This is a genomic window from Streptomyces sp. NPDC001156 (assembly GCF_053598275.1).
In genome coordinates, this window is sequence record NZ_JBSFJX010000189.1 from 1 (window position 1) to 15,578 (window position 15,578).

9 protein-coding genes and 4 pseudogenes are annotated in these 15,578 nt (G+C 69.2%); 7 read left to right on the forward strand and 6 right to left on the reverse strand.

Features of this window, described 5'->3' with window-relative positions; all coding sequences use genetic code 11:
* Positions 1–305: 305 nt before the first annotated feature.
* The gene (locus ACWDA7_RS41760; RefSeq protein ID WP_450611955.1) at positions 306–1,838 is read left to right on the forward strand and encodes a recombinase family protein; all 1,533 of its coding nucleotides are present in this window, start codon (positions 306–308) and stop codon (positions 1,836–1,838) included.
* A 69-nt stretch (positions 1,839–1,907) separates the two neighbouring features.
* Here the strand turns inward: ACWDA7_RS41760 and ACWDA7_RS41765 are convergent.
* The 4 genes and pseudogenes from ACWDA7_RS41765 to ACWDA7_RS41780 all read right to left on the reverse strand — a co-directional run.
* A pseudogene (locus ACWDA7_RS41765) lies at positions 1,908–2,579 on the reverse strand (IS3 family transposase); the annotation flags it as partial.
* Entirely contained in the window at positions 2,551–2,877 is a 327-nt protein-coding gene (locus ACWDA7_RS41770) for a transposase (protein WP_450611939.1), read from the reverse strand. The gene ACWDA7_RS41770 and the pseudogene ACWDA7_RS41765, both read right to left, overlap by 29 nt.
* Positions 2,878–2,928: 51 nt before the next feature.
* Positions 2,929–3,402 (reverse strand): annotated as a pseudogene (locus ACWDA7_RS41775) (helix-turn-helix domain-containing protein); the annotation flags it as partial.
* Positions 3,403–3,411: 9 nt separating this feature from the next.
* Positions 3,412–3,876: a hypothetical protein gene (locus ACWDA7_RS41780; protein WP_450611941.1), complete on the reverse strand. Its 465-nt coding sequence runs from the start codon at positions 3,874–3,876 to the stop codon at positions 3,412–3,414.
* A 111-nt stretch (positions 3,877–3,987) separates the two neighbouring features.
* Between ACWDA7_RS41780 and ACWDA7_RS41785 the strand changes: the two genes are divergently transcribed.
* From ACWDA7_RS41785 to ACWDA7_RS41800, 4 genes are all read left to right on the forward strand, one after another.
* On the forward strand, positions 3,988–6,162 hold the full coding sequence (locus ACWDA7_RS41785; RefSeq protein ID WP_450611943.1) for a SpoIIE family protein phosphatase: 2,175 nt from the start codon (positions 3,988–3,990) through the stop codon (positions 6,160–6,162).
* 150 nt (positions 6,163–6,312) lie between these two features.
* On the forward strand, positions 6,313–6,936 hold the full coding sequence (locus tag ACWDA7_RS41790) for a TetR/AcrR family transcriptional regulator (RefSeq protein WP_450611945.1): 624 nt from the start codon (positions 6,313–6,315) through the stop codon (positions 6,934–6,936).
* Positions 6,933–7,688 (forward strand): SDR family NAD(P)-dependent oxidoreductase, encoded by a 756-nt coding sequence (locus tag ACWDA7_RS41795; RefSeq protein ID WP_450611947.1) that lies wholly within the window; start codon positions 6,933–6,935, stop codon positions 7,686–7,688. The genes ACWDA7_RS41790 and ACWDA7_RS41795 overlap by 4 nt, the downstream gene beginning before the upstream one ends.
* A gap of 137 nt (positions 7,689–7,825) precedes the next feature.
* Positions 7,826–8,686, forward strand: a complete 861-nt coding sequence (locus ACWDA7_RS41800; protein ID WP_450611949.1) for an ABC transporter substrate-binding protein — start codon at positions 7,826–7,828, stop codon at positions 8,684–8,686.
* A gap of 239 nt (positions 8,687–8,925) precedes the next feature.
* Here ACWDA7_RS41800 and ACWDA7_RS41805 read toward each other — a convergent pair whose 3' ends face one another.
* Positions 8,926–9,381 (reverse strand): DUF6884 domain-containing protein, encoded by a 456-nt coding sequence (locus ACWDA7_RS41805; RefSeq protein WP_450611951.1) that lies wholly within the window; start codon positions 9,379–9,381, stop codon positions 8,926–8,928.
* A gap of 498 nt (positions 9,382–9,879) precedes the next feature.
* Between ACWDA7_RS41805 and ACWDA7_RS41810 the strand changes: the two are divergent.
* A pseudogene (locus ACWDA7_RS41810) lies at positions 9,880–12,630 on the forward strand (multifunctional oxoglutarate decarboxylase/oxoglutarate dehydrogenase thiamine pyrophosphate-binding subunit/dihydrolipoyllysine-residue succinyltransferase subunit); the annotation flags it as partial.
* Positions 12,631–13,025: 395 nt separating this feature from the next.
* Here the strand turns inward: ACWDA7_RS41810 and ACWDA7_RS41815 are convergent.
* Positions 13,026–14,000: pseudogene (locus ACWDA7_RS41815) on the reverse strand (IS200/IS605 family accessory protein TnpB-related protein); the annotation flags it as partial.
* Between the two features lie 133 nt (positions 14,001–14,133).
* Here ACWDA7_RS41815 and ACWDA7_RS41820 point away from each other — a divergent pair.
* The coding region (locus ACWDA7_RS41820) for an IS200/IS605 family accessory protein TnpB-related protein (RefSeq protein ID WP_450611953.1) at positions 14,134–15,578 on the forward strand (1,445 nt) is incomplete at its 3' end.

The window sequence follows — 15,578 nt, forward strand, 5'->3', positions numbered from 1 at the left end:
TCATGATCGTCTCCTCTCGTTCAGGGACCCCTGTCAGGGGCCGTGCAACGAAAGGAACCAGCAGGACGATCCGGAACCTGCGAACATCCCCTTAAAGCCCCATGATTATGCCGATCGATAAAACGATGCCCAGGCCCACGACCAGGGCGGCACCACCGTGCGGCGGCATATCGGCAAGGTCCGCATAAGAGGCCGAACTCCACCTGCTCAAGGCCCGGCTGCGGGGCGGGCAGCTGTCCAAGGCCCGGCGTGGGGAACTGAAGCAGGCCCTGCCCATCGGCTATGTCCACGACCATACTGACCGCATCGTCAAGGACCCCGACGCCGCGGTCCGCGCAGCCGTCGAGCGGGTCTTCACCCTGTTCGCGGCGACCGGCTCGGCCCGCCAGGTCGTCATCGCCTTCGCCCGCGACAAGCTCTCCTTTCCCGCCCGCATCCGCACCGGCCCTCACAAGGGCGAGCTGGTCTGGGGCCCGCTCAAGCACTGGCGGGTGCTCTCGCTGCTGCACAACCCCTGCTATGCCGGGGCGTTCGTCTATGGACGCAGGCGTGCGACGAGGACCGCGCAGGGCACATTCGCCTGGGCGATCGTCCCCCGTGATCAGTGGATGACGCTGATCGAGGACCACCACGAGGGATACCTCTCCTTCGCCCGGTGGGAGACCAACGGCCGCCTGCTGGCCGGCAATGCGGCCAGCCAGGGCGAGGACCGCAAGACTGGGCCGGCCCGCGAAGGACCCGCTCTGCTGCAGGGCCTGGCGATCTGCGGAAAGTGCGGACGGCGGATGACGGTCGGCTATCGCCAGTACCGCGACGAGATCTTCCCCGACTACCGGTGCATGACCCGGGCCATCCAGGACGGGACACGCGTCTGCGAACGCCTGCCCGGCAAGGCCATCGACACCGCCGTCACTCAACTCCTCCTGAACACCCTCACCCCGCTCGCCGTCGACGCCGCGCTGAAAGTCAGCGACCAGCTCATCGCGCAGGCCGCCGAGGCCGACCGGCTGCGGGCCACCCATGTCCAGCGCGCCCAGCACCGCGCGGACCTGGCCCGGCGCCGCTACCTCGCCGTCGATCCCGACAACCGGCTCGTCGCCGACACCCTGGAGGCCGACTGGAACCACGCTCTGCGCGAGGTCGCCGCGGCGAAGGAGACATACGAGCGGGCGAAGACCGAGGCCACCCCGCTCGAACAGGCCGTCCGCGACCGGCTGACCACACTCGCCGCCGACGTCCACGCCCTCTGGGCCGATCCGGCCACCCCCATGCGGGAACGGAAACGTATCGCCCGCCTGCTGATCACGGATGTCACCCTCACCCGCACCGACCAGATCACCGCGCAGGTCCGGCTGTCCGGCGGCCAGCACCACACCCTGACCGTCCCGATCCCGCTGTCCGGCGGAAAGTCCTGGCAGACCCACCCCGACACCGTCGCCCTGGTCGACGAGCTCCTCGACCACCACACCCACCGCGAGATCGCGAAGATCCTCAACGAACGGGGCCTGACCAGCGGCAAGGGACACCCATTCACCGAGCTCCTGGTCCGCGACATCCGCGACAACTACCAGCTCACCCACCGCTACCAGCGACTACGCGACCGCGGCCTGCTCACCCACGAGGAGTACGCCGTCGCAGTCGGCACGACCGCCCACACGGTGAAGATCTGGCGCCGGGCCGGCCTGATCGACGGCGTTCCCTACAACGACAAGAACTGCTACCTCTACCCACCACCCGGCCCCGACGCCCCCCACGTCGCCATGGGCATCAAACTCTCCGACCGCGTCACGGCCCGGGAAGCCCCTCACAACGCAACATCGCAAAGGAGCGCAGTGTGATGACAACGGCTTGTCGAAACACGAGCCGACTCGGCCCATGGACTGCACGATGCCCAGCTTGCGGCAGGCCCGCTTGAACTTCCGGGAGCAGTACTCGCTGCCCCTGTCGGTGTGCATGATCACGCCGCGCACGTCGCCGCCCCGGGTGGCCGCGGCCATGTTGAGTGAGGCCACCACCAGCTCGGCGTCGTGCCGGGCGCCCATCGCGTAGCCGAGCAGCCGACGGGAGAACAGATCGATCACCGTTGCCAGGTAAAGCTTGCCCTCGCCGGTGTCGATCTCGGTCATGTCGCCTGCCCAGACAAGGTCCGGTTCCTCGGCGGTTAAGTCCCGGCGGACGAAGTCCGGGGCGGCCGACCGCCTGCCCGGCCTGGTCAGCGACCGGCGGTGATTGGCCTTCCGGCCTGCCAGCCCGAGCTCGGCCATCAGCTTCGCGACGGTGTTCACCGACACCCGCCAGCCCCGGCGCACCAGCTCGATAAACACCTTCGGCGAGCCGTAGGTGCCCCCGGAGCCACGGAAGATCTCCTCGACCTCCTCCGCCAACTGCTGCCGGCGCACCTCCCGCTCGGTCGGCGGCCGGTCACGCCACTTGCAGTACCACGACTCCGAAACCCCCAGAGCCCCGCAGGCGACCCGATGCGGTATGCCTTCCTCGGCCTTGCAGCTGCTGATCACCCCGACCGCCACGGCCGGGTCCGCCTCAGCTACTTCACCCACAAGGCCACGAATCGCTTGCACACATCACGCTCCATCTCCAACTCGCGGATGCGCTTGTCCTTCTCCCGTGCCTCGGCCCGCAGCCGCTCCAGCTCCGCCCGCTCACTCTCCCGCAGACGACCGCCGGGAGATGGATCGGCCGCCGGCCGATCCGACGACGGCGACCGTTGCGCCGCGCCCGCGACACCCAGCTGTGCAGCGTCCCGGGATGGATGCTCAGATCCTCGGCCACCTCCGGAATCGGCTTCCCGGTCTCCGTCACGATCCGTACCGCCCCCTCACGGAACTCGGCGTCGTAGATGCGCTTCCTGGATGCCATGGCCCCCAACTATCCCTCCGGTCACGGTCTCCACAGTAGGAGGGGAGATGCAATCCCGGCCTCCCTCAAGATGTCCCAGACCGTGGATGCCGCCACCTTCACCCCGAGCACGAGCAGCTCACCATGCAGGCGCCGATAGCCCCAACTTGGATTTTCCCTGGCCAGGCGCAGTACCAGCGCTCGGATCGAGTGCACGGTGCGCGGCCGGCCTCCGCGCTGAGGTCGGCACCGGGCGGCGCGCCGGCGGGCAATGAGGTTACGGTGCCATCGCAGCACCGTGTCCGGCCGCACCGGCAGTCGCATCCCGCGCAGCACCTCTCGCCGCAGGCCGTGGAGCAGGGACGCAAAGAACGCCCGGTCGCTCGCGTGGAACCGGACCTGCTGCCCGTTCAGCCGCCGCTCCAACACCACGATCTGATGGCGCAGGGCCAGAATTTCTGCATCTTTCTCACGGTGGCCCATCGGCAGCAGCCGCAGCATCGCGAACGCGTTCGTCACGCCCAGGTACGCCAGTCTCAGCAGCACGACCGATCATCATGCCGCGACCACCGCCAACCGCGCGAGAGGCAGACTCAGGTAACCACGGCTGACACCGAAACCCGCTCCCACCTGTATGGATGAGGTATTCGGCAAGGGCAGGGTCCGGCCGAGGTACTCGGCGGCGTCGGTCAGCAGGGTGATACGGCGCGGGTCGTGTGGAGGCAGCAGTCCGGCGACCCGCTGGGCCAGGTCCGCGGCCACGTCGGGGGCCGACGACGACAGTTCCCGTACGGCGGTGGTCAGGGTGGTCGCGGCGTTGTCGCCGAGCGGGCCGCCGGACATGACGACGTGCCAGGCCACCTCAGCCGATCGTGCCCCTATGCCACGCAGAGTGTCGGCCGCCTCCCGGTGCAGAGCGGTCCGTACGGCCAGAGGCAGGTTCTCGTGGACGGCCTGCCGTATGAGGTCGTGACGGAAGGCGAGGCGCGGGCCGTCGCCCGAAAGTAGACCGGCGTTCAAGGCGGCCGCGACGCCCGACAGCAGGCTGCGGGCCCGGGCGGTGGTGTAGATCGTAGAAGGCCGCGAGGCTCTCCCGCGCGGGGTCGGCCGAGGCGGACGTAGGGTGCTGATATGTGCGCCATACGGGAAGACGGCGCCGCACAGTCTCATGGGTCCTGCCCCCCTCAGCCCTCCACCGAGTCGGTACGCCGGGCCGAGCTGGACCGACTGCTGAAGCTCGCCGTACGCGACACGGGCATGCACGCGGGGGCGGTCTTCCTGCTGGCGTCCGACGGGCAGGCGCTGCGGCTGGAGGTGACCGCAGGCATACCGGCGGAGTACCTCACACCCTGGTTCGGGGTGGCGCTGTCCAGTCCCGTTCCGGTGGCCGAGGCGGTGCGCGAACGGCGGTTGGTCTGGCTCGGCGACCCCGAGGAGCTCGCCCGTCGTTACCCGCGCACCGCGATCGCCCTGCCGTACCGCCATGCGGTGGCCGCGGCGCCCCTCGTCACCGGCACCACGGTGTGGGGCGCGCTGCTGCTGTTCTGGCCCGGATCCGACACCGCCGGGCCCGCCGGCCCGAGCCCCGAGCGGGTCCGTGCCGCCGGGCGGCGCCTGGGGCGATTCCTGCGCGACGCCGCCGGCACTGGCCACGCCGTCACTCCCGGACCGGCACCACGCAGCCTGCCGCAGCCGCCCGCCCGCGAGCGGGGGCCGGCCGAGGCGCTGGCCGCGGCGGACTTCGCCGAACGGCTGCCAGAAGGCAGCTGCTGTTTCGACCTCGAGGGCAGGTTCACCTACGTCAGTGCCACTGCCGCCGCCCTGCTCGACAGCAGCGTCGCCGATCTGATCGGCACGCGCCCTCGGCAGTCCTTGCCTTGGTGCACCGACCCGGCCTTCGAGGACCGCTTCCGCGCCGCCGTGGTCAGCCGGAAGCCCGCCCGCTACATCGCCCTGCACCCGCCGGACCGGTGGCTCGCATTCGAGCTGTACCCCGACGCGTCCGGGGTCAGCGTCCGTATCTCGCCGACCGGTCCGGGCGGGGCCTTCCCGGCGGCGCCCCCCGGGGCGGGCCCGTCCCGGGGCGAGCCGATCGCCCTGGGCGAGGTCTACCTGGTGCTGCACCTGGCCGCCGCCCTCTCCGAAGCCCTCGGCGTGGGTGACGTGGTCGATCTGGTCACCGAAGAGATGCTGCCCGCCTTCGGGGCCCGGACCGTGGCCCTGCTCGCGGCCCAGGAAGGCAGAATGCGGGTCATCGGCTGCCGCGGATACATCCCTGGGCTCCTGGAGCACTTCGACGGAGCGCCATTGACCTTCCCCGCGCCCGCGGTCCGGGTCCTGGCCACCGGCGTGCCGAGTTTCTTCGCCACCTTCGAGGAGCTGTCCTGCGCCTATCCGCCCGCCCCCCGCCAGGACGATCTGCATGCCTGGGCCTTTCTGCCTCTGATCGCCTCCGGGCATCCGGTGGGCTCGTGCGTGTTCGCCTTCGACCGCCCTCACCCTTTCCCCGACCAACAGCGGGTCGTCTTCACGGCACTCGCGGGACTGATCGCGCAGGCGCTGGAACGGGCCCGCCTGTACGACACCAGCAAGGAGCTCGCGCAGACCCTGCAGGCGGCTCTGCTCCCCAGCTCGCTGCCCGACCTTCCCGGACTGGATGTGGCTGCCCGTTATCTGCCCAGCGTCCGCGGCATGGACATCGGGGGTGACTTCTACAGCCTGGTCCGGGTGGACGACACCACCGCGGCCGCAGTCATCGGCGACGTCCAGGGCCACAACGTCACCGCCGCCGCGCTCATGGGCCGCATCCGCCCTGCCCTCCGCTCCCAGGCCCTCGCCGGAGCCACGCCGGCGCAGGCCCTCACCCAGGCCAACCGGCTGCTGGTCGACATGGATCCGGACCGCTTCGCCAGCTGCCTGTACGCCCATCTCGACCTCGCACACCACCGGGCCGTCCTGGCCACTGCCGGGCATCCCCCGCCGGTCGTGCGTCACCCGGACGGGCATGCCGAGGTCCTTGCCCTGCCGCCCGGGCTGCTGCTCGGCATCGACCCCGACGCGGACTATCCCTCCACCGAGATCGCGCTGACGCCCGGCACTGTCCTCGCCCTGTACACCGACGGACTCGTCGAGACTCGCGGGGTCGACCTGGACGACGCCATGGCCGGGCTCGCCGCCCAGCTCGCCCAGGCCAGGCCCCAGCCCATGGACCAGCTCGCCACAGCCCTGATCGACCATGCACGGCAGACCGCACCCCGGACCGACGACATCGCCCTGCTGCTCATCGGGCTCGCCACCGCCGTGTAGGCCACCCGCGGCTCCCACCCCGCCGGTCGCGGGCCGACAAGTCGCGCCCCTACCTTGACAGCACGGAGCCGGACGGCCACTCTGAAAACTATGGAAACTAAAAGAGTTACTGCAGTTTCCAAGCGCGAGGCACAGCGCGCTGATGCGATCGTGGAAGCGGCCGGCCGACTGTTCTTCGCACCGGGCTTCGCGCGGGTGAACATGGACGATCTCGCTCGCGAGCTCGGGATGAGCAAGAAGACGATCTACCGTCATTTCCCGGACAAGCGCAGCCTGCTGACCGCCGTACTGGACCGGCAGTTCGCAGCGGTGGAACGCACGCTGGTGACGGCGGCCCAGGACGCCGAAGGGCAGCCGTTCGATGTGCGGGTCCAGCAGTTCCTGATCGCAGCGGGCAGCGAACTCGGACGGCTCGGCGCGGCTCAACTCGCAACCGGAGGGGGCGGCGATGCGATGCTGCGCCAGTACGTGGAGCAGCGCACGGACGCGGTGGTCTACCGGCGGCTCGACGAACTGTTCCGGGACGGACACCGGCAGGGACTGCTACCGGCGCCGCCCGAGCTGCTCAGCGAGATCACCCGCGGCGCGCTGGAGCGGCTGCTCACCTCGCAGTTGCCGCACGAACTGAACTGGACCGCGGCGGATCTGCTGCGGGCGACCGTCGACATCGTGCTCTACGGAGCGATCCGCTCAGCACCCGGCATCGACGACGACCAACTCGGGGCGGTCATTCCGACGGCCCGCGATGATGAGGAGGAGGAGGTGGGCCCATGACCCGGTCAACTGGCAGGGTGGCATTGGTGACAGGGGCCAGCAGCGGAATCGGTGCGGCCACCGCACACATTCTGGCCGCGCGAGGGATGCGCGTGGTGGTCAACTACCTGAGCAGCAGCACGTCGGCCGAGAAGGTGGTGGCTGACATCGAGGCCGCAGGCGGCCAGGCCATGGCCGTGCAGGCCGACGTGCGCGAGGTAGCGGCGATCGAGAGCATGGTCGAGCAGGTCAAAGCGGCGTGGGACGGCATCGACGTGCTCGTGCACAACGCGCTCATCCCGTATGTGGTCAAGTCGTTTCAGGACATGACGTGGGAAGAGCTGGGCGGCAAGCTCGACGCCGAGATGCATGCGGCGTTCGCGGTCACCAAAGCCGTCCTGCCCGCCATGCAGAAACAGGGCTGGGGACGCCTCATCTATCTCGGTACCGGTCTCAGCCGCCGGCCCCGGGAGGGCATGATCGCGCTGGGCACGGCCAAGGCCGCACTGGAGCAGTTCGCCCGCTACCTCGCCCAGGAACTGGGCCCGCAGGGCATCACGGTTAACACCGTCGCGCCCGGCCCGGTGGAGTCCCGCATGGCGGGTGACGTGTTCGACGATGCGCAAAAGCAGCGGCAGGTGGCCGCCACCCCCCTGGGCCGCCTGGCGTACCCGGCCGACGTCGCCCAAGCGGTCGCCTTCTACGCCAGCGAGGACAACGCCTTCATGACCGGCACCACGGCAGTGGTCAACGGTGGAATGTCCATGGGCTGACGCGTCACTGTCCCCGCGCACGGGGCCATACCGTCCCGGTCGGCACACACCCGGCACGCCGGCCCCTCAACACCATGGACCGCGGCGCCCGCGACACGTGCGGACGCACGACAGTGACACGATCAAGGAAAAGTTCATTGCACACCATCGATCTCGCCTACGTCGGACGGGGACTGCACGAGGAGCTGGCCGCCTATATCGCCGACCAGCAGGACTACTACGCCGACGAGGGCGTCCACGTCGCGCTGCGCGACGGCTGCACCTGGGGCGAGGAGCGGCTGCGCCGCGGCGCCACCATCGGGCTCGGCCGGGCACTGCTGTCCCGGCTGACCGATGGCACCCCCTGGGTCGCACTCAATGTCAACACCCACCGCCCGCTGTTCTGGTTCCTCGCCCGCCCCGGCCTGAACTCCCTCGCAGACCTGGTCGGCCGCCGGGTGGCGGTCCACGCCCCCCACACCGCACCCGGGTGCTTCACCCGGATCGTGCTGCGCAAGGCAGGCCTCGACCCGGACCGCGACATCGACACCGTCGTCCGCCCGCCCGGCGACTACGGCATGGACCTACGCCGACTGCGCAACGGCGAGATCGACGCCGCCCTGGTCGGCAGCACCATGGCGCCGGAGGCAGTGGCCGCCGAGCACGGCTGGCAAGTGCTCGCCTGGGTCGGCGACCACCTCCAGATCCCCACCGTGGGCCTGGCAGTAGACCCCACCTACATCCACCCGGACGACCCCGCAGTGCAGGCCGTCCTGCGAGCACACCGGCGCGCCCTGCAGGTGATCCGCAACGACCCCGACACCACGGTGCGGCACATGCAGACGTTCCTCGGCGGACATACCGCAGACGAAGTCCGAGCCCACTACGAGAGGTTCATCGCACCGTATTTCACCACCGACGGCCAAGCCGACCTCGCGGTCGGCGCCACCGCGATCACCGAAGTCGCCGCCGAACTCGGCGTCGCCGCCACCGTCACCGCTGCCGAGTTCTACCTCTAATCTTGCGCAGTGCACCGCCCTTCAGGGCGGTGCAGAAGCGCATCTCAAGACTGCTCCGACCACGACGCCTTCGATCTGACGCTGGCGCACGAGGAGGCCTGAACGGCTCTCTGTCGCTGACGGGGCTGTCGGCACGCGGCCCGAGGCGCCTGACCCGTACGGCCGTGCCCCTTGGCACATGCTGATGGGGCTCTGCGGCGGCCGGGGGCCGAAGTGCCTTGCGGCAGCCGCATATGACGTCATGTCAGATGCATGTCTCGCCCCTCGCGCAATGCTGCAAGCCGGGCCATTTGCTGACCCATGCCGCCTGCTCCGGCCAGCGGCGCACGGGCGTGCGGCCAGACGGTGCGGACGAGGCTGACGTGCCGTGCACCGCCGAGGGCCACCACAGGGTCGAGGAACACGATGTCACGCGCAGTAGCCTGCTCCAGAAGGCCCCGGGCCGTGATGGCGTCGGCTGCGCCATGGGGCGTGTCGTACGGCTCGATGACGTCGTCGAGGTCGAGCAGCCCATAGCGTGCGGAGAGAATGAGCAGCCGCTCAGGTTGCAGTGCATCAGCCGCCTTGCGGCACGCCCGGTGGTAGGAGCCGACGTACATGTCTGCCGCCTGTGCGGGCCAGCCCAGTTTGCGGCTGCCGCACGGAATGACGACGAGTTCCGGTCTGAAGCAGTCGAGATGGTCGTGCGCGGTCATGCCTGTCGTCCTGCCTGTTCGCGTGATGTGAGCGGTTGTGGTGGTGTACGCGCCTGGTGCGTCCTGGTGGAGGCCCGCATTGCGGTGCACCCGCCGCTGCCCGCGCGGGGACCCACGGCCCGGATGGCGGGCGAGTCTGTCGCCGGGTGTCACCGGCGGATGGCGGTCAGCCATGTTCCTTTCCTGGGATCGACGCGGTGGGAGGTCGCAGCCCTTGCTGACCGCCGGCAGTCGGTATGCGGGCCTCAGCTGTGCGTGGCAGCATTCCACGCACAGGCCGCCGGCTTGATGCCATGTCCTGATGTGCCGCCGGTATGGCACATTCGTCTGTCCTTCTCATCTCCCCCGCCGTCCTACCGTTGATGATGTGACGCGGTCGGTGGGTTCGCTTCCTCAACGGATGCGGAAGCGGCACCCTCGGGCGGATGGGGATGATCAGCCGAGCCGGCCGCGTCGCCCCTTGGCCGTATGGAATGAGGAAAGAAGGCGATCCACACCGTGGCATCGCAATCCCGCGCCGGACAGCCGGTGCTGAATGGGCTGGAATTCGGCCTCAACGAATGGGTTGTGGACGAACAGTACGAGCGGTACCTGCGCGACCCGGGCTCGGTCGACCAGGCGTGGAGGGACCTCTTCGCCTCCCCCGGTCCCGCGGCGGACCAGGGGGCGCGCGACGATGCGACCACGGTGAGTGACAGCGTGGAGGAAGCGGCGATCAAGGCGGTCCGCGTCGCGGCGCTCATCCACGCGTATCGCGTGCGCGGCCACCTGATGGCCGACACGGACCCGCTCACGAAAGAGCAGGGCGGCGCACACCCGGAGCTGGACATCAAGGCATTCGGGCTCGGCGAGGAGGACCTGGCAAGGACGTTCGTCGTCGACGACTTCGCCGGGCAGGCCGCCATGACGCTTGGCGACGTTCTGCGGGTCGTGCGAGAGTCCTACTGCCGGACCGTCGGCACCCAGTACATGCACATCCAAAGCTCCGAAGAACGCCGCTGGGTCCAGCAGCGGATGGAATCGCCTCAGCCCCGGCCGGACCGTGCCGAACAATTGCAGATCCTCTACCGGCTGGGCGCGGCGGAGGCCTTCGAGACGTTTCTGCACACCAAATACGTGGGCCAGAAGCGGTATTCGCTTGAAGGCGGCGAGACGGCGATCGTACTGCTGGGCGCCCTGCTGCACCGGTCCATCAGGAACGGGGTGAGGGAAGCGGTCATCGGTATGGCACACCGCGGCCGGCTCAATGTTCTGGCCAACATCGTCGGCAAGTCCTACGCGGAGATCTTCCATGAGTTCGAGGACGCGGTGGACATCCGGTCGGTCCAGGGATCCGGGGATGTGAAGTACCACCTCGGCGCGGAAGGGACCTATCGCGCCCCGGACGGCGGGACCATCGCCGTCTCCGTGGTGGCGAACCCCTCGCATCTGGAGATCGTGGGGCCGGTGGCCCAGGGAGTGGTCCGCGCCAAGCAGGAGGTCGCCGCCGACGGTGGCGACACCTTCGCCGTCCTGCCCGTCGTCGTGCACGGGGATGCCGCGTTCGCCGGTCAAGGCGTGGTCGGCGAGACGCTGAACATGTCGCAGCTGCCCGGCTACCGCACCGGCGGGACGGTTCACATCGTCATCAACAACCAGCTCGGCTTCACAACCTCACCGGCCCAGGGCCGTTCGAGCGCCTACGCCACCGATGTGGCGCGGACCGTCGAAGCCCCGATCTTCCACGTCAACGGAGACGACCCCGAGGCCGTCGTCCGCGTCGCACGGTTGGCCTTCGACTACCGTCAAGCCTTCCACAAGGACGTCGTCATCGATCTGATCTGCTACCGCCGCCACGGCCACAGCGAGGTCGATGATCCCTCCATCACGCAGCCGGCGATGTACGACCGCATCGACGCCACACCTTCAGTGCGCAAGCTGTACGCCGAGGCCCTGATGCGACGGGGAGACATCAGCGAACGGCAGGTGGAAGGCGCCCTGCGGGACTACCGGGAACGCCTTGAGCGTGCCTTCGTCGAAACCCAGGCGCTGCCGACACCCGGCCACTCCCCGCAGCCCGTCATCGACGGGGACACCGAGGAGACAGCCGCCCCGCAAGTGAGCACCGCGATCGCGGAGGCGACTGCCCGGCACATCATCGCGTCCCAGACCAGTCTGCCGCACGGCTTCACCGTGCACCCGCGTGTTCTGCCGCAGCTACGCAGACGCGCCACGATGCTGGATGCGGGAACGATCGACTGGGCCACCGCAGAAACACTCGCCGTCGGCTCCCTATTGCTGGAAGGAGTTCCGGTACGGCTAACCGGGCAGGACTCCCGCCGCGGCACGTTCGGGCAACGGCACGCTGTGCTCACCGACCGGCGCACCGGCCTGGAGCACACACCGCTGAACTCCCTCGGCGCATCGGCCGCCGCCTTCGCGCCCTACGACTCAATGCTGTCCGAACTGGCGGCGCTGGCCTTCGAATACGGCTACTCCCTGGCACGGCCCGACGCTCTGGTCTTGTGGGAGGCCCAGTTCGGCGACTTCGCCAACGGCGCCCAGACCGTCGTCGACGAGTACATCGCATCATCCGAGCAAAAATGGGGGCAGCGCTCCGGGGTGACGCTGCTGCTGCCGCACGGCTTGGAAGGGCAAGGTCCGGACCACTCCTCCGCCAGGATCGAGCGGTTCCTGCAACTGTGCGCGCAGGGGAACATGACCGTCGCCACGCCCTCCCGGCCCGGCAACTACTTCCACCTGCTCAGGCGGCATGCGCTCGGCGAGCCCAGAAGGCCACTGGTGGTGTTCACTCCGAAGTCGATGCTGCGGTTGAAGGCGGCCACCTCCACGCTGGCGGAGCTCACCACAGGCGCGTTCCGTGCAGTCCTGCCGGATGAGACGGCCGATGTTGCCCGGACCCGGCGCGTGCTGGTGTGCTCGGGCAAAGTCTTCTACGACCTGGATGCCCACCGGCAGAACTCCAACCCGGCCGACACCGCAATCGTCCGTGTGGAGCGTCTCTACCCATTCCCGGAGCGAGAGCTCAGCGCGGAACTCGCCCGTTTCCCCGCCGACGCCGAGGTGCGCTGGGTGCAGGAGGAACCAGAGAACCAAGGAGCCTGGTCCTTCGTGGGGCCACGCGTGCAGCGGCTGGCAAACCGTCCCGTCGGATGCATCAGCCGGCCGGCGACATCGGCCCCCGCCGTGGGCTCTGCCCGACGCCATGCCGGCGAGCAGAAGCATCTCGTGGCATCCGCCTTCCGCTGACCGCGCCGCCTGCCAGGGCCCTGCCACGGCACGGAAAGCGGGCTCCCGCGCCACAGAGGGCGACCCGCTGCCACGTTCCTCATCATTGAATCCTCCCCCAGCTGAAGCAGGGGGATTCCTGGCTCACGTTGGCTGCGGGTCAGCGACCAGCAGCTCTTACACGATCAACACCAGCCGGGTTGAAACCAGCCCGGTTTTGTACGGCAAAGCTTGGAGGTGCGCGTGCCGTCTTGGTTCTCGATCGGCACGGTGCGCGCTTGGTTCTCGCAACGCACGCACACCTTACCCGATCATGTGGGCGGTCTTTCGCCCTGGGGGCGAAACCCCGTTTCCTGCCCTGGTCCGCAGGGGTCCGATTCCTCCCCGGCCTGAAGGCCGGGGCGTCCTCGGAGGCATTTGGTGAGCAACAGTGAGTCGTGGACCCGTACCTGGTCACCGCAGACATCCCGAACGGTTTTGGATGTCCTGGTCGCCGGCTTTCGCTCCGCGTCCAGCTGCACGGATCGTGTCCGTGGTCCGGGAATACGGGGGCTGGTTTCCTCACGCCCCTGGTCACCGCGTCCAGCCTGGACGGTCCGATGCCCGCCAGTATCGCTCTGGTGCTGGCGGCGGTGCCGTCCGTCGCCGGATCGGGTGTCCCAGGGCGCGTCGCCCGATCGCGATGCTCGCGGAATCGTGACGGGTCACCATGCGAGTCTTGCTGGTGAGGGGCTGGCGTCAGTGCTGGTCGCCCCACATCGACGTGTACGCGGGATCTACCGCGACGACGGCCAGGCCCTGCTCGGTGGCCATGGAGACGATACGGGCCTTGAGCTTGCCTGTTGGGATGCCGGAGATGAGCTGCCGAAACCTCTTCTTGCGGCCGTACTTCTCGCCGGTCTCCTCCGCCTGGAAGTCCAGGTTCTCGATTCCGATTGCCGTGGCGCCGGTCCGCTTCGTCCAGTGCAGCAGCCGAGTGATGGCGTGGCGCCCTGGAAGGACACGTGGGAAGCGAGAACGTAACGGCCGTGCTTGGCGTTGGCCAGGTGGGCGAGTGGAGCGGGCAGCTTGATCGAGACTTCGCCATCGGGAGTGACGCGGATCGTCTCGTTCCCGAACCGCTTCCCCGACTCACCGTCCGCCTGGGGAAACCAGCGCTCAGCCTCCCAACACCGACGCCACTCCTACTCCGTGAGCCGCGCCGTCTTGAGGTGGTGTCGGGTGTTGAGGAGGCGTTTGTCCCCCCGCACGACCCGCACGCGCCCCCTCTCGTGAGCGGCCCGCTCACGCTCCAACCGGTCCTCAAGCAGGCGCAGCCGCCGCCTCTTGTGGAACCACTCCTGCCGCGTGCGGAGGTCGTAGCGCCTTCGCCCTCGTCGCCGACCCACAGGCCCAGGACGTGTGCACGAGCATGTACTGGTTCGTGGTGGTGCAGCGCGCACGACCGCTTGGCGGGCACTGTCAGTGCCGGCCGGTACCGTTCTTCCTGTTGCTGATCAAGCGTTGAGGGAGGGGGGTGCATCGATGGGTGGTGAGGCGCTGCGTCCGATCGCTGCCCCCTTCGTGGCCGTCGGCCCGTCCGGCGTGGCGGTCCGCACCCGCCTCAAGGGCCTCACGCCGGACGACGAGCAGGTGTTACGTCTGGTCGGCGCGCATCTGGGGTCGCTGGCCTCGAAGGATCTCAAACGCCGGTGCGCCGAGGGCCTGGAGCACTCCGCGGATACGTGGGCCAGGCGCAAGCGGGCCCTGACCGACGCGTCGTCCTCGCGGTGGGCCGGTTCGATCACCAAGGCCACGCACGATCAGTGGGCGCTGTCCCGGCGTGCCCAGCTCGCGCACCTCCGCAGCCTTGAGGCCGGTATCAAGACGATCGCGCACCGGTTGTCGCTGCCGGTGGGTGAGAAGGGCACGAAGCGGGCGCCGGGCGGATACCGCACCCGGCAGGAGTGGTTCCACAAGTCCCGGCGGCTGCATCTGCTGGAGGATCGGCTGGAGCGGGAGCGGGCCGATCACGAGGTGGGGCGGGTGCGGGTGGTGCGAGGGGGCAAACGCCTGCTCAACACCCGACACCACCTCGAGGCGGCGCAGCTCGCCGGGCACGCGTGGCGGCGGCGTTGGGAAGCGGAGCGCTGGTTCCTGCAGGCGGATGGCGAGTCGGGCAAGCGGTTGGGGAACGAGACGATCCGGGTCACCCCGGATGGCGAAGTCTCCCTCAAGCTTCCCGTCCCGCTGGCGCACCTGGCGAACGCCTCGCATGGCCGGTACGTCCTGGCCGCAACCGTGGTCTTCCACCACCGCAGCGACGAGTGGGCCGACCGCGTCTCGACGAACCGGGCCGTGGCCTACCGCATCCACTACGACACAGACCGCTGCCGCTGGTACCTGACCGCCTCGTGGACGATCCCGCCGGTCACCACCGTCCCCCTGTCCCAGGCCCGCACGGGCGGTGTGATCGGTGTCGACACGAACGCCGACCATCTGGCCGCCTGGCGGCTGGACGCCCACGGCAACCCGTGCGGTGGGCCCCGCCGGTTCGTCTACGACCTGTCCGGCACCGCGGACCACCGGGATGCCCGGGTACGGCATGCGCTGATCCGGCTCCTGCACTGGGCGAAACGCCACGACCTGTCGATCGCGATCGAAGACCTCGACTTCACCGCGGACACGACGCGGGAGAAACACGGCCGCCAGAGGCGGTTTCGGCGGTTGATCTCCGGCATGCCCATGCCCAGGCTGCGGGCCCGGCTCGTCAGCATGGCGGCCGAACTCGGCATCACCATCGTCGCCGTCGACCCCGCCTACACCAGCAGGTGGGGCGCCCAGCACTGGCTGGGGCCCCTCACCGACATGACCAGGAAAACCAGCCGTCACGAGGCCGCGGGCATCGCGATCGGCAGGCGCGCCCTGGGGCACCGCATCCGGCGACGGACGGCACCGCCCCCACACGACCAGAGCGATCGTGCGGGGCA

Coding starts and splice junctions, on each gene's coding strand:
- ACWDA7_RS41795 (WP_450611947.1), top strand. CDS start 6,933: ATGACCCGGTCAACTGGCAGGGTGGCATTGGTGACAGGGGCCAGCAGC.
- ACWDA7_RS41805 (WP_450611951.1), bottom strand. CDS start 9,381: ATGACCGCGCACGACCATCTCGACTGCTTCAGACCGGAACTCGTCGTC.
- ACWDA7_RS41770 (WP_450611939.1), bottom strand. CDS start 2,877: ATGGCATCCAGGAAGCGCATCTACGACGCCGAGTTCCGTGAGGGGGCG.
- ACWDA7_RS41785 (WP_450611943.1), top strand. CDS start 3,988: ATGTGCGCCATACGGGAAGACGGCGCCGCACAGTCTCATGGGTCCTGC.